29 protein-coding genes are annotated in these 26,406 nt (G+C 64.7%); 16 read left to right on the forward strand and 13 right to left on the reverse strand.

Annotation, left to right across the window (positions count from 1 at the left end):
* Positions 1 to 125: 125 nt before the first annotated feature.
* From U5760_RS22830 to U5760_RS22885, 12 genes are all read left to right on the forward strand, one after another.
* Entirely contained in the window at positions 126 to 800 is a 675-nt protein-coding gene (locus U5760_RS22830; protein ID WP_322014558.1) for an NADH-quinone oxidoreductase subunit J, read from the forward strand.
* Between the two features lie 17 nt (positions 801 to 817).
* Complete coding sequence (gene nuoK, locus U5760_RS22835) at positions 818 to 1,123, forward strand: NADH-quinone oxidoreductase subunit NuoK (RefSeq protein WP_006052894.1); 306 nt, start codon at positions 818 to 820, stop codon at positions 1,121 to 1,123.
* Between the two features lie 11 nt (positions 1,124 to 1,134).
* A complete protein-coding gene (gene nuoL, locus U5760_RS22840) occupies positions 1,135 to 3,186 on the forward strand; it encodes an NADH-quinone oxidoreductase subunit L (RefSeq protein ID WP_322014559.1) in 2,052 nt (683 codons plus the stop codon).
* Between the two features lie 15 nt (positions 3,187 to 3,201).
* On the forward strand, positions 3,202 to 4,701 hold the full coding sequence (locus U5760_RS22845) for an NADH-quinone oxidoreductase subunit M (RefSeq protein WP_322014560.1): 1,500 nt from the start codon (positions 3,202 to 3,204) through the stop codon (positions 4,699 to 4,701).
* A gap of 24 nt (positions 4,702 to 4,725) precedes the next feature.
* Positions 4,726 to 6,198, forward strand: coding sequence for an NADH-quinone oxidoreductase subunit NuoN (nuoN, locus tag U5760_RS22850; protein WP_322014561.1), 1,473 nt, complete (start codon positions 4,726 to 4,728; stop codon positions 6,196 to 6,198).
* On the forward strand, positions 6,199 to 6,501 hold the full coding sequence (locus U5760_RS22855; RefSeq protein ID WP_322014562.1) for a DUF2818 family protein: 303 nt from the start codon (positions 6,199 to 6,201) through the stop codon (positions 6,499 to 6,501). It abuts the gene before it with no gap.
* A gap of 103 nt (positions 6,502 to 6,604) precedes the next feature.
* The gene (locus U5760_RS22860) at positions 6,605 to 7,195 is read left to right on the forward strand and encodes an NUDIX hydrolase (RefSeq protein WP_322014563.1); all 591 of its coding nucleotides are present in this window, start codon (positions 6,605 to 6,607) and stop codon (positions 7,193 to 7,195) included.
* A gap of 235 nt (positions 7,196 to 7,430) precedes the next feature.
* Entirely contained in the window at positions 7,431 to 7,865 is a 435-nt protein-coding gene (locus U5760_RS22865; protein ID WP_322014564.1) for a DUF1178 family protein, read from the forward strand.
* Between the two features lie 52 nt (positions 7,866 to 7,917).
* Entirely contained in the window at positions 7,918 to 9,126 is a 1,209-nt protein-coding gene (locus U5760_RS22870; RefSeq protein WP_322014565.1) for an acyl-CoA dehydrogenase family protein, read from the forward strand.
* A 10-nt stretch (positions 9,127 to 9,136) separates the two neighbouring features.
* A complete protein-coding gene (locus U5760_RS22875) occupies positions 9,137 to 10,264 on the forward strand; it encodes an acyl-CoA dehydrogenase (RefSeq protein WP_322014566.1) in 1,128 nt (375 codons plus the stop codon).
* A gap of 34 nt (positions 10,265 to 10,298) precedes the next feature.
* Positions 10,299 to 10,757 (forward strand): MaoC family dehydratase, encoded by a 459-nt coding sequence (locus U5760_RS22880; protein WP_322014567.1) that lies wholly within the window; start codon positions 10,299 to 10,301, stop codon positions 10,755 to 10,757.
* Positions 10,754 to 11,224 (forward strand): MaoC family dehydratase, encoded by a 471-nt coding sequence (locus U5760_RS22885; RefSeq protein WP_322014568.1) that lies wholly within the window; start codon positions 10,754 to 10,756, stop codon positions 11,222 to 11,224. The genes U5760_RS22880 and U5760_RS22885 overlap by 4 nt, the downstream gene beginning before the upstream one ends.
* 69 nt (positions 11,225 to 11,293) lie before the next feature.
* Here U5760_RS22885 and U5760_RS22890 read toward each other — a convergent pair whose 3' ends face one another.
* A complete protein-coding gene (locus tag U5760_RS22890) occupies positions 11,294 to 11,995 on the reverse strand; it encodes a glutathione binding-like protein (RefSeq protein WP_322014569.1) in 702 nt (233 codons plus the stop codon).
* A gap of 293 nt (positions 11,996 to 12,288) precedes the next feature.
* Between U5760_RS22890 and U5760_RS22895 the strand changes: the two genes are divergently transcribed.
* The gene (locus tag U5760_RS22895; RefSeq protein WP_322014570.1) at positions 12,289 to 12,858 is read left to right on the forward strand and encodes a hypothetical protein; all 570 of its coding nucleotides are present in this window, start codon (positions 12,289 to 12,291) and stop codon (positions 12,856 to 12,858) included.
* A gap of 94 nt (positions 12,859 to 12,952) precedes the next feature.
* Here the strand turns inward: U5760_RS22895 and U5760_RS22900 are convergent, their stop codons facing one another.
* The 5 genes from U5760_RS22900 to U5760_RS22920 all read right to left on the reverse strand — a co-directional run bounded on the left by U5760_RS22900 (position 12,953) and on the right by U5760_RS22920 (position 17,168).
* Positions 12,953 to 14,212, reverse strand: a complete 1,260-nt coding sequence (locus tag U5760_RS22900) for an acyl-CoA dehydrogenase family protein (RefSeq protein WP_322014571.1) — start codon at positions 14,210 to 14,212, stop codon at positions 12,953 to 12,955.
* A gap of 52 nt (positions 14,213 to 14,264) precedes the next feature.
* Positions 14,265 to 15,371: a phosphotransferase gene (locus tag U5760_RS22905; protein ID WP_322014572.1), complete on the reverse strand. Its 1,107-nt coding sequence runs from the start codon at positions 15,369 to 15,371 to the stop codon at positions 14,265 to 14,267.
* 67 nt (positions 15,372 to 15,438) lie between these two features.
* Positions 15,439 to 16,158, reverse strand: coding sequence for a histidine phosphatase family protein (locus tag U5760_RS22910; protein ID WP_322014573.1), 720 nt, complete (start codon positions 16,156 to 16,158; stop codon positions 15,439 to 15,441).
* Between the two features lie 30 nt (positions 16,159 to 16,188).
* Positions 16,189 to 16,977, reverse strand: a complete 789-nt coding sequence (locus U5760_RS22915; protein ID WP_322014574.1) for an oxepin-CoA hydrolase, alternative type — start codon at positions 16,975 to 16,977, stop codon at positions 16,189 to 16,191.
* On the reverse strand, positions 16,974 to 17,168 hold the full coding sequence (locus tag U5760_RS22920; protein ID WP_322014575.1) for a hypothetical protein: 195 nt from the start codon (positions 17,166 to 17,168) through the stop codon (positions 16,974 to 16,976). The genes U5760_RS22915 and U5760_RS22920 overlap by 4 nt, the downstream gene beginning before the upstream one ends.
* Before the next feature lie 118 nt (positions 17,169 to 17,286).
* Here U5760_RS22920 and U5760_RS22925 point away from each other — a divergent pair, with 118 nt between their 5' ends.
* Complete coding sequence (locus U5760_RS22925; RefSeq protein WP_322014576.1) at positions 17,287 to 17,928, forward strand: glutathione S-transferase; 642 nt, start codon at positions 17,287 to 17,289, stop codon at positions 17,926 to 17,928.
* A 78-nt stretch (positions 17,929 to 18,006) separates the two neighbouring features.
* Here the strand turns inward: U5760_RS22925 and U5760_RS22930 are convergent, their stop codons facing one another.
* Positions 18,007 to 19,197: a pyridoxal phosphate-dependent aminotransferase gene (locus U5760_RS22930; RefSeq protein WP_322014577.1), complete on the reverse strand. Its 1,191-nt coding sequence runs from the start codon at positions 19,195 to 19,197 to the stop codon at positions 18,007 to 18,009.
* Positions 19,198 to 19,294: 97 nt separating this feature from the next.
* Positions 19,295 to 19,795, reverse strand: a complete 501-nt coding sequence (locus U5760_RS22935) for a putative toxin-antitoxin system toxin component, PIN family (protein ID WP_415914156.1) — start codon at positions 19,793 to 19,795, stop codon at positions 19,295 to 19,297.
* A 90-nt stretch (positions 19,796 to 19,885) separates the two neighbouring features.
* Here U5760_RS22935 and yaaA point away from each other — a divergent pair, with 90 nt between their 5' ends.
* Together yaaA and U5760_RS22945 are read left to right on the forward strand one after the other, a co-directional pair.
* On the forward strand, positions 19,886 to 20,677 hold the full coding sequence (gene yaaA, locus U5760_RS22940; protein WP_322014578.1) for a peroxide stress protein YaaA: 792 nt from the start codon (positions 19,886 to 19,888) through the stop codon (positions 20,675 to 20,677).
* 15 nt (positions 20,678 to 20,692) lie between these two features.
* Entirely contained in the window at positions 20,693 to 21,856 is a 1,164-nt protein-coding gene (locus U5760_RS22945; RefSeq protein WP_322014579.1) for a M14-type cytosolic carboxypeptidase, read from the forward strand.
* 80 nt (positions 21,857 to 21,936) lie between these two features.
* On the opposite strand, the gene U5760_RS22950 is transcribed toward U5760_RS22945, so the two are convergent.
* The 5 genes from U5760_RS22950 to U5760_RS22970 form a co-directional block, all read right to left on the reverse strand.
* On the reverse strand, positions 21,937 to 22,587 hold the full coding sequence (locus tag U5760_RS22950) for a BspC domain-containing protein (protein ID WP_322014580.1): 651 nt from the start codon (positions 22,585 to 22,587) through the stop codon (positions 21,937 to 21,939).
* Positions 22,588 to 22,828: 241 nt separating this feature from the next.
* Positions 22,829 to 23,503 (reverse strand): energy-coupling factor ABC transporter permease, encoded by a 675-nt coding sequence (locus U5760_RS22955; protein WP_322014581.1) that lies wholly within the window; start codon positions 23,501 to 23,503, stop codon positions 22,829 to 22,831.
* Between the two features lie 9 nt (positions 23,504 to 23,512).
* Complete coding sequence (locus tag U5760_RS22960; protein WP_415914157.1) at positions 23,513 to 24,439, reverse strand: helix-turn-helix transcriptional regulator; 927 nt, start codon at positions 24,437 to 24,439, stop codon at positions 23,513 to 23,515.
* Positions 24,440 to 24,639: 200 nt separating this feature from the next.
* Positions 24,640 to 25,854 carry a DUF2863 family protein gene (locus U5760_RS22965; protein WP_322014583.1) on the reverse strand — a complete coding sequence of 405 codons (1,215 nt, stop codon included), beginning with the start codon at positions 25,852 to 25,854 and terminating at the stop codon, positions 24,640 to 24,642.
* A 215-nt stretch (positions 25,855 to 26,069) separates the two neighbouring features.
* Positions 26,070 to 26,406, reverse strand: a 337-nt coding sequence (locus U5760_RS22970; protein WP_322014584.1) for a hypothetical protein, incomplete at its 5' end; no start/stop codon positions are given.

The following is a 26,406-nucleotide window of genomic DNA, read 5'->3' on the forward strand; positions in this document are numbered from 1 at the left end:
AAGCTGTGTGCCGCGCACGGCACGCTCCCCGAGCCTCACCGCCGCGGCGCGGCGCTCCCTGGTCTGGCCGCCAGTCTGCGCTGCGCAATCCGCCTTACGATGGCCTCAACGATGAACCCGTAATCATGGAATTCACCACCGTCCTGTTCTACATCTTTGCCCTGCTGCTGACGCTCTCAGGGTTGAAGGTGATCACGTCGCGCAACCCTGTTGCGTCGGCGCTCTTTCTCGTGCTCGCGTTCTTCAACGCGGCCGCGATCTGGATGCTGCTCGAGGCGGAATTCCTCGCGATCCTGCTGGTGCTCGTGTACGTGGGCGCGGTGATGGTGCTGTTCCTGTTCGTCGTGATGATGCTCGACATCAACGTCGACGTGCTGAGCCGCGACTTCAAGCGCTTCATTCCCGTGGCGACCCTCGTCGGCGCGATCATCGTCGTTGAAACGGCGCTGATTCTCTGGCGCGGCTACGGCGCGACGTCCTCGCCCGTGCCCGATACCTCGGCGGCTGCGGCGTCGGCGATCTCGAACACGCACCTGATCGGCAAGATCATCTATACGGATTACATCTTCGCGTTCGAAGTGGCGGGCCTCGTGCTGCTGGTCGCGATCGTCGCGGCCATCGCGCTCACCGTGCGCGAGCCGAAGGACGCCAAGCGCCAGAGCGTCTCGAAGCAGGTGAACGTGCGCCGCCAGGACCGCGTGCGTCTCGTGAAGATGCAGCCGGAAAAGGAAGTGCCGGAAGCGGCGCAGGCAACCGATGGCGCCGCCGCAGGCGACGCCCCGGCCGGTACCAAGGCTTAAGCGCGGAGGAGCGAACCATGTTGACCCTGGCCCATTATCTCGTCCTCGGCGCGATCCTCTTTGCGATCTCGATCGTCGGCATTTTTCTCAATCGGCGCAACGTCATCATCATCCTGATGGCGATCGAGCTGATGCTGTTGGCGGTGAACACGAACTTCGTCGCGTTCTCGCATTACCTCGGTGACGTTCACGGACAGATTTTCGTGTTCTTCGTGCTAACGGTCGCGGCGGCGGAAGCTGCGATTGGTCTGGCTATTCTTGTGACTCTGTTCCGCAGCCTCGACACGATCAACGTCGAGGATCTCGATCAGCTCAAAGGCTAAGGCAGGCTGCTATGGCGACAACACTCAACGAAACGCTGTTGCTGGCGATCCCGCTGGCACCCCTCGCGGGCTCCCTGATTGCCGGCCTGTTCGGCAAAACCGTGGGGCGTGCCGGCGCGCACACCGTCACCATTCTCGGCGTGGCGATTGCATTCGTGCTCTCGTGCATCACGCTGCTCGACGTGCTGGGCGGCGCGAGCTTCAACGCGACCGTCTACGAATGGATGTCGGTGGGCGGCCTGAAGTTCGAAGTGGGCTTCCTCGTCGATTCGCTCACGGCGCTCATGATGGTCGTCGTGACCTTCGTGTCGCTGATGGTGCACATCTACACCATCGGCTACATGGCGGACGAGGAGGGCTACCAGCGCTTCTTCTCGTACATCGCTCTCTTCACGTTCTCGATGCTGATGCTCGTGATGAGCAACAACTTCCTGCAGCTGTTCTTCGGCTGGGAAGCGGTGGGTCTCGTCTCGTACCTGCTGATCGGCTTTTACTTCAAGCGTGAGAGCGCCATCTACGCGAACATGAAGGCGTTCATCGTGAACCGCGTGGGCGACTTCGGCTTCCTGCTCGGCATCGGTCTGCTGCTCGCGTACGGCGGCTCGCTCAACTACAACGACGTGTTCGCGAAGGGCAACGAGCTCGCCACGCTGACCTTCCCGGGCACCTCGTGGAACCTGCTCACGGTGGCGTGCATCTGCCTCTTCATCGGTGCGATGGGCAAGTCGGCGCAGTTCCCGCTGCACGTCTGGCTGCCCGACTCGATGGAAGGCCCGACGCCGATCTCCGCGCTGATCCACGCGGCCACCATGGTGACGGCCGGTATCTTCATGGTCGCGCGCATGTCGCCGCTCTTCGAGCTCTCGGACACGGCGCTCTCGGTCATCGTCGTGATCGGCGCGATTACCGCGCTCTTCATGGGTTTTCTCGGCATCGTCCAGAACGACATCAAACGCGTGGTGGCGTACTCCACGCTCTCGCAGCTCGGCTACATGACCGTCGCGCTCGGCGTTTCGGCGTATCCGGTCGCGATCTTCCACCTGATGACGCACGCGTTCTTCAAGGCGCTGCTGTTCCTCGCCGCGGGTTCGGTCATCATCGGCATGCACCACGACCAGGACATGCGCAACATGGGCGGCCTGCGCAAGTACATGCCCATCACGTGGATCACCTCGCTGATCGGCTCGCTCGCGCTGATCGGCACGCCGTTCTTCTCGGGCTTCTACTCGAAGGATTCGATCATCGACGCCGTGAAGCTCTCGCACCTGCCGGGTTCGGGCTTCGCCTACTTCGCAGTGGTCGCGAGCGTCTTCGTGACGGCGCTGTATTCGTTCCGCATGTACTTCCTCGTGTTCCACGGCGAAGAGCGCTTCCGCGGTCCGAAGCATCCCGAGTCGCCGATGGGCATCGAGGCGGCCCATGCCGCGCACGACGCCCACGGTCATGACGATCATCACCACGAGCACGTGCCGCACGAGTCGCCGTGGGTGATCTGGGTGCCGCTCGTCCTGCTCGCGATTCCTTCGGTGATCGCCGGCGCGTACGCGATCCAGCCGCTGCTCTACGGCTCGTTCTTCCAGAGCGGCGTCGCTTTCGACAAGGTGATCTTCATCGGCCAGAACCACCCGGGTCTCGCCGAAATGGCCGACGAGTTCCAGGGCTGGGCGGCAATGGGCGCGCATGCGTTCTCGGGCGTGCCGGTCTGGCTCGCGCTCGCGGGCGTGGTGGTCGCATGGTTCTTCTACATGAAGCGCCCGGACCTGCCGGCTGTCGTGCAGCGCACCTTCTCGCCGGTCTACAAGCTGCTCGCGAATGCGTATTACCTCGACAAGCTCAATGAAATCGTGTTCGCTCGCGGCGCGCTCGCGATCGGTCGCGGTCTGTGGAAGGAGGGCGACGTGGTCGTCATCGACGGCGTCGTAAACGGGAGCGCGAAGTTCATCGGCTGGTTTGCTACTGTCATTCGTTTCCTGCAATCCGGCTATATCTACCACTACGCATTTGCCATGATCATTGGTATGCTCGGGCTCCTGACCCTGTTTGTAACGCTCGGCGGCAAATAAGGCGAGGGAAACTGAATGCATGCATATCCGATTCTAAGTATTGCGATCTGGCTGCCGATCCTGTTCGGCGTCGTAGTTCTTGTAGTGGGCTCCCTGCGGAGCTCGAGCGCGGATCGCTGGATCGCGCTCATCGGTTCGGTGCTTAGCTTTCTCGTCACACTGCCGCTCGTATCGGGCTTCGACTCCACCACAGCTGCCCTGCAGTTCGAGGAGAAGTCGGTCTGGATCGACCGGTTCAATATTGCGTATCACCTGGGTATCGACGGCATTTCGCTGTGGTTCGTCGTGCTGACGGCGCTCATCACCGTGATCGTCGTGATCGCGGGCTGGCAGGTCATTCAACGGAACGTCGCGCAGTATTACGCGGCGTTCCTGATCCTGTCGGGTCTCATGATCGGCGTCTTCTGCGCCGCCGACGGCCTGCTGTTCTACGTGTTCTTCGAAGCCACGCTGATTCCGATGTACATCATCATCGGTATCTGGGGCGGCCCGAACCGCGTGTACGCGGCCTTCAAGTTCTTTCTCTATACGCTCGCCGGCTCGCTGTTGATGCTGGTCGCGCTGCTGTATCTGTACCGCGAGACGCATACCTTTGATCTCGCCTCGTGGCAGGCTGCGAAGCTCGCCATGACGCCGCAGATCCTGCTCTTCATCGCGTTCTTCTTCGCGTTTGCGGTGAAGGTGCCGATGTTCCCGGTGCACACGTGGTTGCCGGACGCGCACGTGGAGGCGCCCACGGGCGGCTCGGTCGTGCTGGCCGCGATCATGCTGAAGCTCGGCGCATACGGTTTTCTGCGCTTCTCGCTACCCATCACGCCCGACGCGAGCCACTATCTCGCCCCGGTCATCATCACGCTGTCACTCATCGCGGTCATCTATATCGGACTGGTCGCGATGGTGCAGGCGGACATGAAGAAGCTGGTCGCGTATTCGTCGATCGCCCACATGGGTTTCGTCACGCTCGGCTTCTTTATGTTCGGTCCGTCCGGCCAGCTGGCGATGGAAGGCGGGATCATCCAGATGATCTCGCACGGCTTCGTTTCGGGCGCGATGTTCCTTTGCATCGGCGTGCTGTACGACCGCATGCATACGCGCCAGATCTCGGACTACGGCGGCGTCGTCAACACGATGCCGAAGTTCGCCGCGCTCGCGATGCTGTTCGCCATGGCCAATTGCGGCCTGCCGGGCACCTCGGGTTTCGTCGGCGAGTTCATGGTGATTCTGGCGGCTGTGAAGTTCAACTTCTGGATCGCGTTCGCGGCAGCGTTCACGCTGATACTCGGCGCGGGCTATACGTTGTGGATGTACAAGCGCGTGTACTTCGGCGCCATCGCGAACGATCACGTTCGCGAGCTGAAGGACATCGATCGCCGCGAGTACCTGGTGCTGGCAGTGCTCGCGCTGCTGACGCTTTTCATGGGCATCTACCCGAAGCCCTTTACCGATGTGATGCACGTTTCCGTGGATAACCTCCTCTCCCACGTCGCAGTGTCGAAGCTGCCGCTGTCACAGTAATACCGAGCGGAGGACTTAAAGATCATGCCAAACGCCCCTATGACCGTACTGCTACCCGACGCGCTGGTGATGGCCGCCATCATCGTCGCGTGGCTCAACGACACGTTCACCGGTCCTTCGGGCCGCAAGACGACCTATCTCATCGCCTTCTTCTCCACACTCGTGGCGGGCATCTGGTTCGCGGTGAACGCGTTCGATCCGCACGTGTATTACTTCTTCTCGCGGATGTACGTGGTGGACGCGTTCGCGAGCGCGATGAAGGCGGTGGTCTCGCTCGGCTACGCCGTGTCGATCGTCTATTCGCGCCAGTATCTGGAAGACCGGGACATGTTCCGGGGCGAGTTCTTCCTGCTCGGCATGTTCTCGCTGCTCGGCCAGCTCGTCATGATCTCGGGCAACAACTTCCTCACGCTCTATCTCGGCCTCGAGCTGATGTCGCTCTCGCTCTACGCCGTGATCGCGCTGCGCCGCAATAACGGCTCGTCGAACGAAGCCGCGATGAAGTACTACGTGCTCGGCGCGCTCGCTTCCGGTTTCCTGCTGTACGGCATCTCGATGCTGTACGGCGCGACCGGTGCGCTCGAACTCGACGAAGTGCTCAAGGCGGTGGCCTCGGGCCACATCAACGACATCGTGCTGCTGTTCGGCGTGGTGTTCGTCGTCGCGGGCGTGGCCTTCAAGATGGGTGCTGTGCCGTTCCACATGTGGGTGCCCGACGTTTATCAGGGCGCGCCCACGGCCATGACGCTGCTCACCGGCGGCGGGCCAAAGGTCGCCGCGTTCGCGTGGGCCGTGCGCTTCCTCGTGATGGGCCTGTTGCCGCTCGCCGTGGACTGGCAGGAAATGCTCATCATCCTCGCGGCGCTTTCGATGATCGTCGGCAACATCACCGGTATCGTCCAGCGCAACATCAAGCGCATGCTGGCGTACTCGGCGATCTCGAACATGGGCTTCGTGCTGCTCGGGCTGCTCGCCGGCATCGTGGACGGCAAGGCGGGCGGGGCGGCCAGCGCCTATAGCTCGGCCATGTTCTACAGCATCATCTACCTCGTCACGACGCTCGGCGCGTTCGGCGTCGTCATGCTGCTCGCGCGCCGCGACTTCGAAGCGGAAACGCTGGACGACTTCAAGGGCCTGAATCAGCGCAGCCCGGTGTTCGCGTTCGTCATGATGCTCATGATGTTCTCGCTCGCCGGCATTCCGCCGACGGTCGGGTTCTACGCGAAGCTCGCCGTGCTCGAAGCGACGATGGACGCCGGCCTCACCTGGCTTGCGATCCTCGCCGTGATCACCTCGCTCTTCGGTGCGTTCTACTACCTGCGCATCGTCAAGCTGATGTACTTCGACGCACCGAACGACACCGCACCGATCGGCGGCCACGCCTTCAATCGCGCGCTGCTGACGGTAAACGGCGCGGCCGTGCTGGTGCTCGGCATCATTCCGGGTCCGCTCATGTCGGTCTGCCTGCAGGCTGTTGCACATACGCTGCCGCTGTAAATGTCTTCAGCGGGCTGGTTCATCGTGCTGTTGGCGCTTGTCGGCGCCAACCTGCCGTTCGTCAATCAACGGCTGTTCGGCGTCGTGCCGCTGCGCGCGCAGAAGAAGAGCGCGTGGCTGCGCATCGCCGAACTGATCGTGCTGTATTTCGTGGTCGGCGCATTCGGCTTCATGCTCGAAGCGCGCGCCGGCAACCGGTTCGACCAGGGCTGGCAGTTCTACGCCATCACGTTCAGTCTCTTCGTGGTGTTCGCGTTTCCCGGCTTCGCCTGGCAATACCTCGTCAAGCGCCGCGCGGCGTAATCTACGATACTGCCCGCTTGCAAGGCGAGCGTCACGCGCTCGCCCTGGCAAACGGGCACTCTCCTTGCATCGCCGCATCCCTGCGGTATCCCAGAGGTTCGACATGGCTGAACAGCAGAAACACGACCCGGCGCTCGTCGAGACGTGCGTGGAAAGCACGACGCTCTATTCGGGCAACTTCCTGACCCTCAAGCGCGACACGGTCGCGCTGCCGGATGGCAAGCACGCCACGCGCGAGTTCGTGGTGCATCCGGGCGCGGTGATGGTGATTCCGCTCTTCGACGATGGGCGCGTGCTGATGGAGCGCCAGTACCGTTATCCGCTCGCGCGCGTGATGACCGAGTTTCCGGCGGGCAAGCTGGACCCGCAGGAAGGGGCGCTGGCCTGTGCGAAGCGGGAGCTGCGCGAAGAAACCGGCTACACGGCGCGCGAGTATGTCTATCTGACCCGCATTCACCCGGTCATCTCGTACTCCACGGAATTCATCGACATCTATCTCGCGCGCGGCCTCACTGCCGGCGAGTCGAAGCTCGACGAGGGCGAGTTCCTCGAAACCTTCACGGCGACGCTGCCCGAACTGCTCGAATGGGTGCGCAACGGCCGGATCACCGACGTGAAGACGATCATCGGCACGTTCTGGCTGGAGAAGGCGCTTTCGGGCAACTGGCCGCTCGGCACGATCGAGCAGGGCTGAAAGCACGGGGCTCTGGGCGCCCCCGCTGCTTGCAGCCGAAGAAACGCAGCCGAAGACGGCGGTCCACCGGGCCGCCGTTTTGGTTTCTGGCGACGTCCCGAAGGCCCGTGAGCGGCACCCTCACGGCAGCGCTACAATAAACAACTTTGCCGGGATGACCCTAGGCAGAAAATTTACGAACGGTCGTTCAAAAATCGCGAAATTACGCTACACTCGTCGCTAAGCCCTGATTCCCATGAAGGTCCTCGATTTACAGTGCCCAGACGGCCATCGGTTCGAAGGCTGGTTCGCTTCTGCCGACGATTTCGAATCGCAGCTGTCGCGCAAGCTGGTGGAATGCCCGATGTGCGGTGCGAAGGAAGTGAACCGCCTGCCATCGGCACCGCGGCTGAATCTGTCCGGCGCCACCGGGGCGAGCTCCCGGCCCGCCGCGGATGAAGCTGCGCACTGGCAGGCGTCGGCCATGCGGGTGCTGCGCGAGGTCCTGGACAAGACGGAGAACGTGGGCGACCGTTTCGCCGAGGAAGCGCGGCGCATTCACTATCAGGAAGCGCCGTCGCGCAACATCCGTGGAGTCGCTTCCGCGGAGGACGCGCAGGCTCTCGTCGAAGAAGGCATCGAAGTGATGCCGCTGCCGGTTCCGGCTGCGCTGAAGGGCTCGCTCCAGTAACCATGCGGGTCTTCGCCGCGGCGGCATTGGCCGCGGCCAGGAGACACTGCGCATGGATCTCGATTATTCCCCCGCCGACGACGCATTCCGCGCCGAAATCCGCACGTGGCTCGAGGCCAATCTGCCTCAGGCCGTGCGCGAGAAAATTCTCAATCACAAGCGTCTTTCCCGCGACGACATCGCAAGCTGGCATGCGCTTCTCGGCAAGCGCGGCTGGTCGGCGCCCGCGTGGCCCGTCGAGTACGGCGGCCCGGGCTGGAACGCGACCCAGCGTCATATCTGGGACGAAGAGTGCGCGCGCATCGGCGCGCCGCCGGTGCTGCCGTTCGGCGTCGCCATGGTCGCACCCGTGATCATGAAGTACGGCAACGAGGCGCAAAAGCGCTACTACCTGCCGCGCATCCTCGCCGGCACCGACTGGTGGTGCCAGGGCTACTCCGAGCCGGGCTCGGGCTCCGACCTCGCTTCGCTGCGCACGCGCGCCGTTCGGGTTCAGGACGATTCGGGCGATCACTACGTCGTAAACGGCCAGAAGACCTGGACCACGCTCGGCCAGCACGCCGACATGATGTTCTGCCTCGTGCGCACCGACCCGGCCGCCAAGAAGCAGGAGGGCATCTCCTTCCTGCTGATCGACATGAAGACGCCCGGCATTACCGTGCGTCCGATCATCACGCTCGACGAGGACCACGAGGTCAACGAGGTGTTCCTCGAAGACGTGAAGGTGCCGGTCGAGAATCGGGTCGGCGAAGAAAATCGCGGTTGGACCTATGCGAAATACCTGCTCGGCCACGAGCGCACGGGCATTGCGCGCGTGGGCGCGTCGAAGCGCGAACTGGCGTTCCTCAAGCAGCTTGCCCGCAAGCAGAAGAAGAACGGCAAGCCGCTCATCGAAGACCCGCTCTTCGCGGCGCGCGTGGCGTCGGTCGAGATCGAGCTGATGGCGCTCGAAGTGACCGTCGAGCGCGTGATCGCGAGCGAAGGCGCGGGCCGGGGCCCCGGTCCCGAGGCATCGATGCTCAAGATCAAGGGCACCGAAGTCCAGCAGGCGCTGACCGAGCTGATGGTCGACGCGGTGGGCCCGCTCGCCGCGCCGTTCGATCCGGCGTTCCTCGAAGGCGAGCACGCCCACGCGCTGAGCGGCGACGACGATGCGGCACCGCTCGCGGCTTACTACTTCAACTATCGCAAGACGTCGATCTACGGCGGGTCGAACGAAATCCAGAAGAACATCATCTCGCAGATGATCCTGGGGATCTGAGGAGCGGCGCATGAACTTCAATTTCACCGAAGAGCAACAGCAACTCGCCGACGCGCTGCGTCGCTATCTGGACAAGAGCTACGGCTTCGAAGCGCGCCAGGCGATCGTGAAGACGCCCGAGGGCGTGTCTGCCGATCACTGGGGCGCGTTCGTCGAACTCGGCCTTACGGCGCTGCCGGTGCCGGCGGAGCAGGGCGGCTTCGACGGCACGCCGCTCGACATGCTGGTCGTCATGCAGGAACTGGGGCGCGCGCTCGTGGTCGAGCCGTACTGGGCCACCGCGGTGGGCGTCGAAGCGCTCAAGCTAGGCGGTGCCGCGCAGCCTGAAAATGCGCAGTTGCTCGAGCGCGTGGCGTCGGGCGAAGCGCGTCTTGCCGTGGCGTTCCATGAGCCGCAGGCGCGCTACGACCTGTTTTCGATCGACACCAGCGCGAAGGAAACCGGCGACGGATTTGCGCTCACGGGCGCCAAGTCGGTCGTGCAGCACGGCGCGCAGGCGGACTACTGGATCGTGCCGGCACGCCTCGCCGGTGAAGTCGCGCTCTTCGTCGTGGCGCGCGATGCCAGGGGTGTCGAGGTGCAAGACTATCGCACGATCGACGGCCAGCGCGCCGCGACGCTTAAGTTCGACGGCGCGCACGCGCGGCGTCTGGGCGACGCTTCGCTGGGTGCGGCAGCGTGGGAGCAGATCGCCGACTACGCGACCTTCCTGCTGTGCGCCGAAGCCATCGGCGCGATGGACGCGCTCAACCATGCCACCGTCGAGTACACGAAGACGCGCCAGCAGTTCGGCGTGCCGATCGCGCGCTTCCAGGCGTTGCAGCACCGCATGGCCGAAATGCTGATCCACGCCGAGCAGGCCCGCTCGCTCACGTATCTGGCCGCCGCGCGCTACAGTAGCGAGTCGGCCGACGAGCGCCGCCGCACGATTTCCGCGGCCAAGGTGCGCGTGGGGCAGGCGGCGCGTTATGTCGGCCAGGAGGCCGTGCAACTGCACGGCGGCATGGGCGTGACCAACGAGGTCGCCGCGGCGCATCTGTTCAAGCGCCTTGCGATCATCGACACCACGCTCGGCGACGTCGATCATCATCTTGAGCGGTTCGCCGCGCTGCCGGGTTTTGCCGAAGCGGCAGCATGAGCACGGCGGCGCCGCAGCAGCGAGGAAAGCAACGATGGGTTTGAGCTACGAAGACCTGGAAGTGGGCAAGACGTATGAAATCGGCTCGCACACGTTCACGCGCGACGAGATCGTGCAGTTCGCGGAGCAGTTCGATCCGCAGCCGTTCCACGTGGACGAGGCGGCCGGCGAGGCATCGATGTTCCGCGGCCTCGTCGCGAGCGGCTGGCATACCTGTTCGGTCATGATGGGCATGCTGGTGCGCAACTTCCTGCGCGACTCGACCTCGATGGGCTCGCCCGGCGTCGACGAGATCCGCTGGCTCAAGCCGACGCGGGTCGGCGACACGCTCACGATGAGGAACACCGTCGTCAGCAAGCGCGTTTCGGAGAGCAAGCCCGATCGCGGCATCGTCGAAACGCGCTGGGACGGCATCAACCAGCACGGCGAGACCATCGTGACGATCCGCTCGAAGGCGCTCTTCGGGTTGCGTCATCCGGGAGGCAAGCCATGAGCGAGAGCGGAGTCGTGCAGATTGCCGACGTGGCTGCGCTGCGCGCGCTCGCGGGCGGCGCGCCGTTCACGAGCGGCTGGATGGCGGTGGGTGAGCCGCAGGTGCTGGGTTTTGCCGACGCCACCGGCGACCATCAGTGGATTCATGTGGACGCGGAGCGTGCGCGCCGCGAGTCGCCGTTCGGCGGCCCGATCGCGCACGGCTTTCTCACGCTTTCGCTGATTCCCGCGCTGCTCGAGCAGACAGTGCAGATGCGCCAGCGCATGGGCGTCAACTACGGGCTCAACCGCGTGCGCTTCACTTCGCCGGTGCCCGTGGGCGCGAAGCTGCGTGCGCGCTTCGCCGTGAAGGAAGTGGGCGATATCGGCGACGGCGGCGTGCAGGTGACCTGGGACGTGGCCATCGAACGTGAAGGGGGCGACCGGCCCGCATGCGTCGCGGAATTCATTACGCGGCACTATTTCTGAGCGCGGTACCCCGGAAAAAGGGCGTTCGGCCATTCAGGCCGAACGCCCTTTTTTGCGCGGAAGCCGTGCTCAGTGCTTCGCGTACTGCGTCGCGCCGAACAGCACTTCGCGCGCTTTGTCGTCCGTAATGGGCTTGCGTGCCGACGCCAGCACTTCCACGCCGCGCTTGACCGCCGGGCGCGCCGCAATGGCCTCGTGCCAGCGCTTCACATTCGGCAGCGCGTCGAGATCGATGCCCTGGTTCTGCCACGAGCGCGTCCACGGAAACGCCGCGATATCGGCGATGGTGTATTCGTTGCCCGCGAGGTATTCGGTCTTGCCGAGCTGCGTGTCCATCACGTTGTAGAGCCGCTTCGCCTCGTTCGTGTAGCGGTTCACGGCGTACTCGATCTTCTCCGGCGCGTAGAGGCGGAAGTGGTGCGCCTGGCCGAGCATCGGGCCGAGCCCGCCCATCTGGAACATCACCCATTGCAGCACGTCGTAGCGCGCCGCCAGGTCCTCGGGCATGAACTGGCCGGTTTTCGCGGCGAGGTAGACGAGGATCGCGCCCGACTCGAAGAGCGAGAACGGCTTGCCGTCTTCGCGAGCCGGGCCTTCCGGATCGACGATGGCCGGGATCTTGTTGTTGGGGCTGATGGCGAGAAAGTCGGGCTTGAACTGGTCGCCCGCACCGATATCGACAGGATGCACCCGGTACGCGAGGCCGGTCTCTTCCAGCATGATGTGGACTTTGTGGCCGTTCGGCGTGGCCCAGCTATAGACGTCGATCATCGTGGCTCCAAGGCACGGTAGAAGAGGGCGGCGGGCGGCCCGTGGCGCCTCGCCGGATCTCGCGGAAATTAGCATAGTTCGAGACGGGTTGCCGAAGGCGAACCGGAGTCCGCGTCGGCATCAGGGCTATCGGGGGCGACCGGATGCGACCAGGCGAGACCGGGCGCGACCGGGCCAGGTTGCCGCGGCACGCTGCGCGCACGATCGGGACCGGGCTGGCATGATGTATCCCGACCACCCGCACAACAAATCGAATACACACGACCAGGGCAGCCTGCCTGCCATTCCAGCCTATGCCTGCCACGCCGAGCACGCCCTTCTTGCCCTCGTACAGCTTCTACGAATGCCACACGTCAGGCGCAATCGCGGCGCCGCCCGAGCGCATCGTCGATGCCGTCACCCAGATCGACATGCGCACCGATCCTGTCGTCGATCGCCTGTTGCGCATACGCGAATGGCCGGCCGGCGTGTTTCGCAAGCTCGGCGTCGCGCGAGCGGCATCGGCGGCGCAGCCGCCTTTCGGGATCGACACTTTCACGCTGTTGAACAAGGACCGGAACGCGGTCTCGCTAGGTCTCGTGGGGCGGTTCTGGCAGTTCGATTTCGGCCTCGTGACGATTGCCGACGCCGAGGCCTTCATGAGCGTGAATCGCCCGGATGTCGCGAAGCTCGTGCTGCGATTCGAGGCGCAGCCCTGCAGCGCCGATCGCTACAGCCTGCGCACGGAAACGTTCGTCTATTGCCCGACGTGGCGCACGCGCGTGGCGATGACGCCCTATTGGCTGGCGATTCGTCTCGCGAGCGGGTGGATCCGGCGGCGCACGCTGGCCCGTGTGGAGCAGCATTTCGCCCTGGAGCGCTAGACGGACGGGCGCGGGATGAAGCCCGCGCCCGTCCGCTGCGCCGATGGCAGGCGGTAGGGACGATGAGGGCGGTAAGGACGATAAGGGCGCCCGGTCAGGACCGCGTCACCGGCATCTCGACGCGCGAGGCCGCGTCGGCATCCATGTGTTTTGCCAGCTCCAGCTTGGCGATGGCGTTGCGGTGAACCTCGTCCGGGCCGTCCGCGAAGCGCAGCGTGCGCGCCGAGGCATACGCATAGGCGAGCGGGAAATCGCCGCTCACGCCGGCCGCGCCGTGCACCTGCATCGCCCAGTCGATCACCTGGCAGGCCATGTTCGGCGCCACCACCTTGATCATCGCGATCTCGCCGCGCGCGCCCTTGTTGCCCACCGTGTCCATCATGTAGGCCGTCTTGAGCGTGAGCAGGCGCGCCTGGTCGATCATGCAGCGCGCTTCTGCGATACGCTCCTGCGTGACCGTCTGCATCGCCACCGGCTTGCCGAACGCGACGCGCGAGAGTGCGCGTTTTGCCATGAGTTCGATCGCGCGCTCGGCGAGGCCGATCAGGCGCATGCAGTGGTGGATACGCCCCGGCCCGAGGCGCCCTTGGGCAATCTCGAAGCCGCGGCCTTCGCCGAGCAAGATGTTCGAAGCCGGCACGCGCACGTTTTCGAGCGCGATTTCCATGTGGCCGTGCGGCGCGTCGTCATAGCCGAACACCGTGAGCGGACGGCGCACGGTGATGCCGGCGGCGTCGGCCGGCACGAGGATCATCGACTGCTGGGCGTGGCGCGGTCCTTCGGGGTCGGTCTTGCCCATCACGATATAGACCGCGCAGCGCGGGTCGCCCGCACCCGAGGACCACCATTTCGTGCCGTTGATCACGTACTCGTCGCCGTCACGCTCGATGCGCGTCTGGATGTTGGTCGCATCCGAGGAGGCTACGTCCGGCTCGGTCATCAGGAATGCCGAGCGAATCTGGCCTTCCAGCAGCGGCTGGAGCCACTCGCGCTTGTGCGCCTCGCTGCCGTAGCGCTCGATGGTTTCCATGTTGCCCGTATCGGGCGCGCTGCAGTTGAAGACCTCCGGCGCCCAGACCACGCGGCCCATGATCTCGCACAGCGGCGCGTACTCGAGATTCGTGAGGCCGGCGCCGCGCGTCGAGTCGGGCAGGAACAGGTTCCACAGGCCGGCTTCGCGCGCCTTCACCTTCAGCTTCTCGACGATTTCGGTCGGCACCCACGGGTTGCCGTTCGCGCGGTTGCGCTCGACCTCCTCGTGATAGACGGACTCGTTCGGGTAGATCTGTTCGTCGAAGAATGCGAGCAGCTTCTCGCGCAGTGCCTGGACTTTCGGGGTGTAATCGAAATTCATCTATGACCTCGCCTTGAAGATATCGGTCGTGCCGGTGTCGTGTCGGCGCGCGCTAGCGAACCTGCTGCGCGTAGCGCCACGCGAGCTCGGCCATGGGACGCGCGCGGCTGCCGGCATCCACGGCCTGGGCGCTCGCCGCCGTGCCGTCCACCACGCGCTTCATGATGCCCTGCAGGATCGCCGCGATGCGGAACATGTTGTACGCCAGATAGAAGTTCCAGTCGCCGCGAATTTCGAGGCCGGTGCGCTCGCAGTAGCGGCGCACGTAGTCCGCTTCGTCGGGAATGCCGAGCGCGGCCCAGTCGAGCCCGCCGATGCCGCGGAATTGCCCCGGATCGACGTGCCAGGCCATGCAGTGGTACGAAAAGTCGGCGAGCGGGTCGCCGAGCGTCGACAGCTCCCAGTCGAGCACGGCCAGCACGCGCGGCTCGGTGGGGTGGAAAATCAGGTTGTCGAGTCGATAATCGCCGTGCACGACCGAGACGCGCGAGCCGGTATCGCCGGGCATGTGCTGCGGCAGCCATTCGACGAGGCGATGCATCGCTTCGATCGGTTCGGTTTCCGACGCCTGGTACTGGCGGCTCCAGCGATCGATCTGGCGTGCGAAATAATTGCCGGGCTTGCCGTAATCGCCCAGTCCCGCGGCTTCCGGGTTCACGTTGTGGAGCGCCGCCATCACGCGGTTCATTTCGTCGTAGATCGCGGCGCGCTCTTCGCGCGTCATGCCGGGCAGCGACTGATCCCACATCACGCGGCCCTCCACGAACTCCATCACGTAGAACGCACGGCCGATCACGGTTTCGTCTTCGCACAGCGCGAGCATTTTCGCGACGGGTACGTCGGTGCCGCCTAGCGCGTCCATCACCCGATACTCGCGCTCGACGGCATGTGCGGACGGCAGCAGCTTTGCCTTCGGTCCGGGCTTCGCGCGCATCACATAGGTGCGCTTCGGCGTGACGAGCTTGAAGGTGGGATTGGACTGGCCGCCGGCGAACTGCTCCACGGCCAGCGGCCCGGCGAAACCTTCCACGTGTGCCGCGAGCCAGGCGGCAAGCGCATCGGTGTCGAAGCGTTGCCGCTCGGCGACCGGGCGCGTGCCCTCGAACGCCGAGTAGTCGGTTTGTTTCGGGGTGTCTCCATCCGTCGTGGCTGGCGCCATGTCTGTCTCCCTTCTTGTGTCGATCCGGAGTACGGGCCTGGGTCCGGATGCCGTTCTGCCTTGCGCGCTAACCGTGCGGCCGATAGCGCAGGAATTGCGCGTAAAGCATTTCCATCGTGGTGTTGCGCACGTCGTGGTGCAGTGGCGACGGCGGCGAAAAATTGAGCAGGCGCACGACCCAGTCCGCGCTCGCCGTGCCCACGTCGAGCGCGTTGATGCAGCCGGTGGCCTGTGCCAGATGCCCGAAGAACGTGCGCCCGCCTGCCGTGATCGCGTGCGAGAGAATCGCGCGGTTCACGCCGCCGTGCAGCACGAGGAGCGCCGTGTCCCACGACGGATCGGCGCGCAGCTTCGCGATTTCGGGCAGCACGCGATCGAGCAGCTCGCCTACCGTCTCGCCGCCGAGAAAGCGCATGTCTTCGGGGACGATGCCGTCGAAGACGCGCAGGAACGCGTTCTCGATTTCATCGGGCGGGATCGAGGCGAGCCGTCCGCCGCGAATCTCTTGCCAGGCCGGCTGGACCTCGAGATCGATCGACTGGCCCGTTTCGGCGAGCACGAGCTGTGCCGTCTCGACCGTGCGCCGCAGGCCGCTCACGATCACGCGGTCGAAGTGTACCGCTTGCGAAGCGAACGCACGCCCCGCCGCCGTGGCTTGTGCGCGGCCGTTTTCGTTGAGCGGCACCGTGTCCGGGTCGATAGCGCGCCCCGAGTCGTCGAAGTAGGTGACGTCGCCGTGGCGCATCAGGTAGATGCGGCGGCGCGTGGGCATCTGGAAGTCGCTCATCGGTGGGCTCGCGGGTTGATTCCTCGACGATTATTTGTACACCGGCGCGCGTTTTTCGAGGAAGGCCGTCATGCCTTCCAGCCCGTCGCGATGATGCAGCGAGGCGACGAAGCTTTCGCGCTCGGCGACGAGGTGCTCGGCGAGCGGCTGCGTTTCCGCCACGTTGACGAGTCCCTTGATGCGCGTCATCGAATTGGGCGAGACCTGGGCGAGGTCGTCGGCCCAGGCGAGCGCGACGTCGAGCGCCGTATGCGGTTTCGCGAGGCGGTTCACGACGCCGAGATCCGCGAGGCGCGCCGCGCCAATGGGCTTGCCTTCGAGCATCACTTCGGTGGCGAGCTGGCGGGGCAGGGCGCGCGCGAGGAACCACGAGCCGCCGCCGTCGGGCGTGAGGCCCACGCGCGCGTACGACATCACGAATTTCGCGTCTTCGGCGGCGACGAGGAGGTCGGCGGCGAGTGCAAGCGAAAAACCCGCGCCTGCGGCGGCGCCTTCCACCGCGGCGATCACGGGCTTGCTGCACTGACGCATCGCCGTGATCCAGCTCGCCAGCATGTCGATACTGGCGGCCTGTACCGACGGATCCTTGGCGCGGTTTTCGAGCAGGCGGTTCAGGTTGCCGCCTGCGCAGAAAAAGTTGTCGGCACCGGTCAGGACGATGGCGCGCAGCGAACTGTCGCGTTCGGCGGCATCGAAGGCCTCGATGGCGGCGGCGTACATGTCGGGATGCAGCGCGTTGCGCGCGCCGGGGTTCGACAGCGTCAGGACGAGCGTCGATTCATGGCCTTGCGGCCGGGTGCTGCGGAGTTCGGCGCTCATGAGCGGACCTCGTGCGGAAAAGGGATGCAGGCGCTGCGGGATGGGCCGACCGCGCTGACGAGCCGGCCCGGCGGAACAGGGTGCGTGGCGATGGCGCGGGGCGCCGCTTCGCCGCACTTGCCTTTTGCGGCGAGTTTGGAGAAGGTGTCGGCGGCGCCGGGTGTCTCAATGTTGAAATGATGGGAAGTCATTGGAAACTTCACTCCATGATGGGCCTAGAATAGCACGGTCGTACATTTTCAAGAAAACAGATTGGCGGTCGCCGGCCCTGTGGCGCACAGGCGGCCGCTTTCCCAAGGAGGAACGAGGATGATCAAGCTGCACGGTTTCGCGCTCTCGAACTACTACAACAAGGTCAAGTTCGTGCTGCTCGAGTACGGCATCGCTTTCGAAGAAGTGGTCGACAGGCTGCCGCTCGACGCGGCGCTGCTCGCGCATTCGCCTGCCGGCAAGGTGCCGTTCCTCGAGACCGAACATGGCTTTTTGTGCGAATCGGCGGTGATCGTCGAGTATCTGAACGCCCGCTTTCCCGAGCGCGGGATTTTCCCGGCGGATCCGTGGCAGGCTGCGAAGGAGCGCGAACTGATTGCGTTCGTCGAAACGCATCTCGAACTCGAGGCGCGCGAGCTTTATAGCGCGGCGTTCTTTGGTGGCAAGGTGAGCGACGAGATCAAGGCGACGGCGCAAGAGCGCCTGCGCCGCTATATCGCGAGCTTCAGCCGGCTCGCGAAATTCGCGCCCTATGTGGCGGGCGAGCGCTTTGGCGTGGCGGACGCGGCGGTCTTCGTGAGCCTGCCGCTTGTCGCGATGACGACGCAGCGGATCTACGACGAGGACTACGTGGCCGCAGCCGGCATCGACTGGAAGTCGTACATGAAGCGCGTGGGCGAGCGCCCGGCCGCGCAGCGCGTGATCGCCGACCGCAAGGCCTGGATCGAGGCGAATTCGTAGGCTCGGGCCGGCCCGCGCGGCCTCGCGCGATGATCGGGAACGCTCGGCCGTTCGCGGATTCATCGCGCGGGGAAGGGCTTAGAGGCGCGCGAGACGTTCGAGCGCGGTCGCGAGCGTGCTTTCCTGCTTCGCGAAGCAAAAACGCACGACGCCCGATTCGTGCGACTCGTGATAGAAGGCCGAAACCGGGATGGCCGCCACGCCGATTTCGCTCGTGAGCCACTTCGAGAACTCGGCTTCGGGCAGATCGCTGATCGCCGAATAATCGACGCACTGGAAGTAGGTGCCGTCGCACGGAAGCAGCTTGAAGCGCGTGTTCGCGAGTCCAGCGCGGAAGAAGTCGCGCTTCTTCTGGTAGAAGGCCGGCAGTTCGAGATAGGGCGACGGGTCCCGCAGATACTGGGCGAGGCCCACCTGCATCGGCGTGTTCACGGTGAAGACGTTGAACTGGTGGACCTTGCGGAATTCCGCGGTGAGCGGTGCGGGCGCGGCCACGTAACCCACTTTCCAGCCCGTCACGTGATAGGTCTTGCCGAAGCTCGACACGATGAAGCTGCGTGCCGCCAGTTCCGGATAGCGCGCAACGCTTTCGTGCGGCGCGCCGTCGTACACCATGTGCTCGTAGACTTCGTCCGAGAGGATCAGCACGTTCGTGCCGCGCACGATCTCTTCGAGCTTGCGCATGTCCTCGGCGCGCCAGACCGTGCCGGTCGGGTTGTGCGGCGTGTTGATGAGGATGAGGCGTGTTTTCGGCGTGATGGCGGCCGCGAGGCGGTCGAACGGGATCGCGTAGTCGGGCGCTTCGAGCGTGACGAACACCGGCTTGCCGCCGGCGAGTTCGATCGAGGGCAGGTAGCTGTCGTAGGTCGGCTCGATCACGATCACTTCGTCGCCGGAGTGCACGGTGCACAGGATCGCCGTGAGGAGCGCCTGGGTGGCGCCCGCCGTCACCGTGATCTCGCTCGCGGCGTCGTAGCGGCGCCCGTAGATGCGCTCGATCTTGCCGGCAATCGCCTCGCGCAGCGCGGGCACGCCTGCCATCGGCGGGTACTGGTTGTGCCCGTCGCGCATGGCCTGCGCGACCGCATCGACGATGCGCGGGTCGCAGCCAAAATCGGGAAAGCCCTGACCGAGGTTCACCGCGCCTTTTTCGGTCGCGAGCGCGCTCATCACGGTGAAGATCGTCGTGCCGACGTCCGGCAGACGCGACGGAAATGAGGGCGTGAGCGGCGTGGCCGGCGATTCGTGCGACGGATGCGGTGCGTTCATGGCGCGAGAGGGGAGTCGGGTTGAGTCGGAAAACCTGATTTTAGGCAAATGCGGGCAAATCGGCGCGGCTTCACGCGCCTCGTTGCGGGCGCCGCCTTCAGGCCGGGGCGCCGGCGACAGGGTCGGGCGTTGCCGCAAGCCCGGTTTCGGCCACGAAGACACCGGGCGTCGCCACGCGAAAACCGAAATCGCGCGCCATGCGCCGCGCGAGCTTGAGCACGGCGCGGTCCTTCGAAACGAGCCAGGCGGCCCCGCCGGCGCGCGCGAGTTCGAGGAACTTCTGGTCGTCGCGGTCCTTGCATTGCGGCAGGGGGCGCGCGTCTTCGGGCAGCGCGGGCGGGACGATCTCGCAGGCGAGCCGCGCGATCGCCGCGATCGCGTCGGTCTTTTCGACGCCGCGCCCGGCGAACTGCGGATAGTCCAGCACGTAGGTGAATTCCGCGAGGCAGCGGGCGTCGATCAACGCCCGCAGCGCGCCGCTTTCGAGCCCCGCGCGTATCGGCCGCGTGTGCGGATCGTCGAACACGATGATGTCGAGCCACACGTTCGAATCGAGGACCACGGGGAGCGCCGCGAGGGAGCCGCAAGAAGAAGGCATGGGCGGGGGCGGAAAACCGGTCATTCGTGACATTCGCTACAATCGGGCTTTCGCCTTTGAACATCGGCACTTTCGTGCCTGCAAGCCTCTATGATAATCGTTCTGTCGCCGGCCAAATCGCTCGACTACGACACGCCGGCGCACGTCGAAACCCACACGTTCCCCGATTTCATCGACGACGCGGCCGAGCTGATCGACGGCCTGCGCCGTCTGTCGCCGCAGCAGATCGGCACGCTCATGAGCATTTCCGATCCGCTCGCGCATCTGAATTTCCAGCGTTACGCCGACTGGTCGAAGCAGTTCAGCAAGGCCAACGCGAAGCAGGCCGTGCTCGCGTTCAACGGCGACGTGTACGAGGGCTTCGACGCGAAGTCGCTCGCATCCGCCGATCTCGACTACGCCCAGCAGCACGTTCGCGTGCTTTCGGGCCTTTACGGCGTGCTGCGTCCGCTCGACCTCTTGCAGCCGTATCGTCTCGAAATGGGCACGCGCTTCGAGAACGCGCGCGGCAAGGACCTCTATGCGTTCTGGGGCGAGCGCATCACGCATGCGCTCAACGCGCAGCTCGAACACAACGCGAAGCACACGAAAGGTGCGCAGGTGCTCGTGAACTGCGCGTCGAACGAGTACTTCAAGGCGGTCAAGCCGAAGAAGCTCGCGGCGCCGGTCATCACGCCGGTCTTCGAAGACTGGAAGGGCGGCCGCTACAAGATCATCAGCTTCCACGCGAAGCGCGCCCGCGGCTTGATGGCGCGTTATGCGGTGGCGCATCGCATTGCCGCGCCCGAGGCGCTCAAGGGCTTCGACGCCGAAGGCTACGCGTTCGATGCGCAGGCATCGAACGATTCGACTTATGTATTCCGCCGGCGCATTGCCGAATAAGCGAAGGGAACCGTCATGACGCTATCCATTACCAGCCAGTTCGACGCGGGCGCGATCGAAGTCCTTTCGTGCGAGCGCGCCGACGACATCCGCCTGCGCGTGCGTGCCGATAACCGGTCCGAGTTCGCGCAATGGTTTTACTTCCGGCTCTCCGGCGCGCGCGGCGAGCGCTGCGTGATGACTTTCGAGAATGCGGCGGCCTGTGCGTTTCCCGAAGGCTGGCGCAACTACCACGCCGTGGCGAGCTACGACCGCGTGAACTGGTTCCGCGTGCCGACCTCGTACGACGGCCAGAAGTTCACGATCGACCACACTCCCGACTTCGACCGGATCTACTACGCCTATTTCGAGCCGTACAGCGAAGAGCGTCATTCGGAGTTTCTCGGCGCGCTGCAGCAACTGCCGCATGCGACGCTGACCGAACTCGGGCAGACCGTCGAAGGGCGGCCGATGTCGCTGCTCACGCTGGGCACGGCCGGCGACACGACGCCGGAAGGCAAGCCGAAGAAGACGGTGTGGATCATCGCGCGCCAGCATCCGGGCGAGACGATGGCCGAGTGGTTCGTCGAGGGGCTCGTGAAGCGGCTGGCGGGCTGGGGCGACTGGGCCGGCGATCCGGTTGCGCGCAAGCTCTACGATCGAGCGGTGTTCCACATCGTGCCGAACATGAACCCCGACGGCAGCGTGCACGGCAACCTGCGCACCAACGCGGTGGGCGCGAACCTGAACCGCGAGTGGATGGAGCCGGACGCGCAGCGCAGTCCCGAAGTGCTCGTGGTGCGCGAAGCGATCGAGGCCACCGGCGTCGATCTGTTCTTCGACATTCACGGCGACGAGTCGCTGCCCTATGTGTTCGTCGCGGGATCGGAGATGCTGCCGGGCTTTACCGAGCAGCAGCGCGTGGAGCAGAAGGCCTTCATCGACGCGTTCAAGATCGCGAGCCCCGACTTTCAGGACGAGCACGGCTACGAAGCGAGCCGCTATCGCGAGGATGCGCTCAAGCTCGCCTCGAAATACATCGGCCATCGCTACGGCTGCCTCTCGCTCACGCTCGAGATGCCGTTCAAGGACAACGCGAACCTGCCGGACGAACGTGTGGGCTGGAACGGCGAACGCAGTGCGTCGCTGGGCGCCGCGATGCTGCAGGCCATCCTGCATCACGTGGAGACCTTCGCGTAAGACGGTGAAGGCATGAGAAAAGGGGAAGCGGTGTGGGCCGCTTCCCCTTTTTTGTTTGCTGGCCTCGCGCGAGCGAGCGCTTACTGGGACGAAGTCTTCTTCTTGGACGCCGTTTTCTTCGTGGTGGCCTTCTTGGTCGTGCTGCCCGATGCCGGCGATTTGTGGCTCGACTTGCCCGAGGTTCCTTTCTTCGTGGAATTGCCGGTCGATTTTTTGGTCGACGATTTGCCGTGCACGTTGCTGCGCGACGAACCGGTGCGTTCGCTACGTGCGTGTGCGGGCGGCACGGGATCGTTCCAGCTGAACGCGAGCATCTGGCTGCCCACGTAGCCGCAGCGGAACTTCAGGTCGTAGGGCCCCGAGTTGCTGTTCTGCGCGATGCCGATGCCATCGACCGTCACGATCGTATCGACCTTGACGCGCTGCTTGCCTTCGTCGAACGAATCGTTCCAGGGGGTGACGGTGGCATGCGCACTGTCGAATGACGAGGGGGGAAATTCCACGTGATCGAGCGCGGTCGACGTGCTGGCGACGAAGTTGCCGTGCGCGGCGCAGTCGGCGACCAGCGGGTCGGCGTGCATCTGGGTGACGAAGGTGCTGACAAGATCGTTGTGCTGATCGACCTGGTCGGCCCGGGCAGGCAGTGCCATGACGAGCACGAGGCTCGTGGCGCATGCCGCCAGTCGGCCGGCCATCGTCAGCAACCGGTGTGAAGCAGAATTGCGGTCCATCGGGTTGGTGTCGAAGCGGGGTAGAGCGTCTGGCTCAGTAAGAGCCCGCGACGCAGGGACGAGTTCAATCCTGAAACAATTATTTTGTGTCTCCGTTGTGGCAAACCCTATGCTGGGTGCTCATGAGCGTGAGGACTGCGACGCAAGGTCGCGGCACGATTTCGCGACCTTGCGACTCGGTGAAAGCAGCACGATGAAAACAGTGTAGCGCAGAGGCGGTGGCGCCTCGTGGAGGTAATGCTCAGGTACGCGGGCCACCCAGCCGGTAGCGGCGGACGTCGTAGGTCGTGACCCAGGCCGGCCGATAGACGGCGATCAACGCGGTGGCCATGCCCGTGAACCAGGCCTCGCCCGAAGCGAGCAGGAACACGCTGAATGCATAGCCGGCGGGCACCGCGATCGTCGATCCGCCCGTGAGAGCGACATGGATCCCGAGTGCGAGATACGCAGCGGCGGCCACGGCGATGGCAGGCGAAACAAACCCTAGTCCGACGATGAACATGAAGAGGTTGCGCGGCAGCCAGGCAATGCAGGCGCGCTGGAGCAGTGCGGAGACCCCAACCGGGAAGGCGCCGAATACGAGGAAGGTGAGCGCGACGCCGTCCCATGGCGAATCGAACACGAGTGCCGCAAGCGCGACGACCGCAGCCATGGCCACGAGTGCGAGATCCCAGTCGAAGAGCGTCACCACCAGGGTTGCGCCGAGCAGATGGAGCACGGTGCCGTCTTCGAGCCACGCGTTGCTCGCCCACAGCACGGAGATGGCCACGATGATCGCGAGCCAAACGTGCTGGAGCGTTGCGTCCTGGAGGCGCTTGAACGGGTTGCGCCATATCGCGAGCGCGAGCAGGCCCAGGGCGGCAATCCACCCACCGACGACGGCCCACAACGGAAGCGGCGTATATAGGAACCCCATGGCTTCATATTACTCGTTGGATGACAAAACGTGTGCGTGAGCTGACGCTTGCGGGTCGTCCAGCGTGGCGTCAGCCGTTGCCTCAGGGGCGCTGCACTGCGTAGGCGCGCTTTCGCCCCACGGATAGTCGGGTTCGGCCGCCATCGCCAGCGGCGCCTGCGTGTCGCCTGTCCGCAACGGATAGTGGAACGGGGTGTTTTCACGCTGTCGCAGCGGTACCGGGCCATGTGCTCCATGGACAGGTTTCGGTGCGAGTTCGAAGCGGGTACGCAGCACTTCGAGCTGGTTGGAGAGCAAACCGTTATAGATTGCGACGGCGGCCGCCCGGTTGGGCGCCCCGAGCTGCTGGAAGATGCTGGTCAGGTGAATCTTGACGGTGCCTTCGCTGATGCCCAGTGCACGGGCGATCATCTTGTTCGTGTTGCCCATGTGAACGCAGCGCAGGATCTGCTCCTGGCGGGGCGATAGACGAACCACCGGGCGGCGCGGACGCGGCGTGGCGTCGTTCGGGGCCGGCCGGGCCGGCGGTTGCGGGGATGGCCAGGGATCGGTCAGGACATCGGTCGGCAGATGATTGCCGCCGAGCAGGATCAGCTCGAGCAGTTTCACGATCAGGATCGAGTCGGTGGTGCGACGGATGATGCCGCGCGCACCTTCGTCGAGCAGATCCCGGACCGCGTTGGGCGAGGCTTCGGCATCGACGATGACGGCGATGGGCACGGTGCGGTAGCGATGGGCGAAGGCGAGGAGTTCGCCCCTGCGGATGCCGGCATGCCAGTCAACCACGAACAGCTCGGGCGTGAAGCGCTGCATGGCACGTTCGGCGCTGCGCCAGTCGGCGGCGTCGTTGAAGCGAGCGCGGCGGTCGATTTGTCTGAGCAGCGCCTTGAGCCCTTCGCGCCGTTCGGCATCCGGATTGAATACTGCAAACCGCATGTGCATGCCCTCCTGTGCTGGTTTTGATGGTCTCTCGAAAAGGATGCGTGGCGCATGCGTTGCACGCGCCCGCCGAATCGGACCAACGTCACCATCATGACAAAAAGCTTGTGTCGTGGCGGCCTGTCCAGAAGGCCTAGGACGGAGGGTAAAAAAAGTCCCGCTCGCGGGCGGGACTGGGTCGGAATGTGGCGGGTTGCCTAGTGGAAGTGGGGCTGTGCCGGCTCGGCATCTTCCGGCATTTCGGCGTGAACGATCTCGCCCAGCGGGTCCGCATAAAGCGGCACGCCGCAGTCATCGCAATATTCCGGCTCGAAACGGCCGGCGTGACGGCGAATGTCGGTGATGCCCGATTCCTTCAGGAGCGCCACGATTTCTTCGAGCGGGCCGTTGTTGACGCTCTCCTCGGTCGGTTCTTCGTCGATGTCGGCATCGCCGTTTTCGCGGCCGTACAGCGGCCAGACGACGCCATAGAGGACGTCGTTGCTGCCGCGGCGCGTGAAGCCGATGCGATATTCGTCGATGCGGCGCTCGCCGAAGCCGGCCACGACGGCGCGCAGTTCCTGCGCGCCGGTACCGATGGTGTCGAGCAGATAGCGAACGGCGGTGCGGATGGTGTGCGGGCGCACGCGCTCGTCGGCGTCCCGGCAAGCCGAGTAGTACGCGTCGGGCAGCAGGCATTCGAATTCGCAGCCCGGCATCACGACGGCCAGATTGGCGCCCCCCTGGGTTGCCCACTGCTCGAGGCACTGGCCGCGCTCGATGCGCGAACCGTGCTCCTCTTCCTGCCAGCGGAAGAGCGGCGCACCGACCGGAGCGGCCACGACGGCAAGCAGGAAACGCGGGTCGGCCAGAATGGGCGAAGTTTCGGGCAGTTCGCCGGCGCTGATCTTGGCTGCGCTGCCGCTCAGTGCTGCGTTCGAGAGCTGCTGGGCAAGGCGCCAGGTCTCGACGTGATGGCGCGGCAACTGGTCGATGCTATAGAGATAGGGGGCCATCGCGACGTGCGTACCGTTTGCCAGGACGTGCGCCTGGAGGTGTGTGCGCAGGGCGTCGGCATTGTCGGCCTTCAGCGGGCCCGACGGAATGACATAGCGGGTCCAGGCGAGCACGGGGGCAGCGACGAGCAGCGCTTCGTATTGCGTGCCTTCGTGTTCGACGATGAACGACTCGCTGTGGGTCTCCGCCATGTCCGCCAGGGCGCCGTAGGCATCCGGGTGGTTTTGCTGCAGGTGGTCGAGCGCGGCGTCGAGCGTGGTCTGGTTGCCGTTGCGCACGACCTTCGCTAGCAGGGTGTCGAGCTTGGCCTCCCAGAAGCGGTCTTCGGTGCGGCTGCCCGAGGCGAACAGGGCGAGCGACAGGCCGACGAGCTTGTCGGCGTCGGGTGGGAGGCGTTTGGCGATTCGCGAGCGCATAAATCTGTGAGTTGGAATGCGGAGAACCCCATATTCTAGTCGGTTCCGTGCGCGCCATCGGTTTGCACCGCAGCATCACGACTGGCATATATGGCCAGATGGCGTGCGCCGGGCCGGTGGAGGGGAATGGGTGGCGGGAGATGAGCCTCGCCCAGATGGCCTGGACGATCGATAGAGTGTTCGGGGGTGTCCGTTCGGCGCCTGACCTGCCTTTGTCAAAAAAACCGCTTGCAGGAATGGGAACGGGTCTCTAGAATGCCGGTCTTTCGCGCTTTCCTTGAGAGCGCGGGGAGACGGGAAGCCCCCGGGAAACCTTGTGGGGCTTGAGTCTGCGGGGCAGTGGAAGTCAGGTGGCAGGTTGAACGAAGTAAAAAAACCTGTTGACGGATCGCCCGGTAGTCTTCATAATCTCGTTTCTCTGCTGCAGACGCAGCGACGCAGAAAGAAGCCGGTAGTTGATGAGTTTTAACGGCGCTTTGGCGGACGATCTTTAAAAATTTACAGCCGATAAGTGTGGGCGCTTGATGCGGCGGCGAACCCGGCCTGTTCTTT

Origin of the sequence: Paraburkholderia sp. J12, from assembly GCF_905220215.1 — a bacterium.
Taxonomy (GTDB): domain Bacteria; phylum Pseudomonadota; class Gammaproteobacteria; order Burkholderiales; family Burkholderiaceae; genus Paraburkholderia.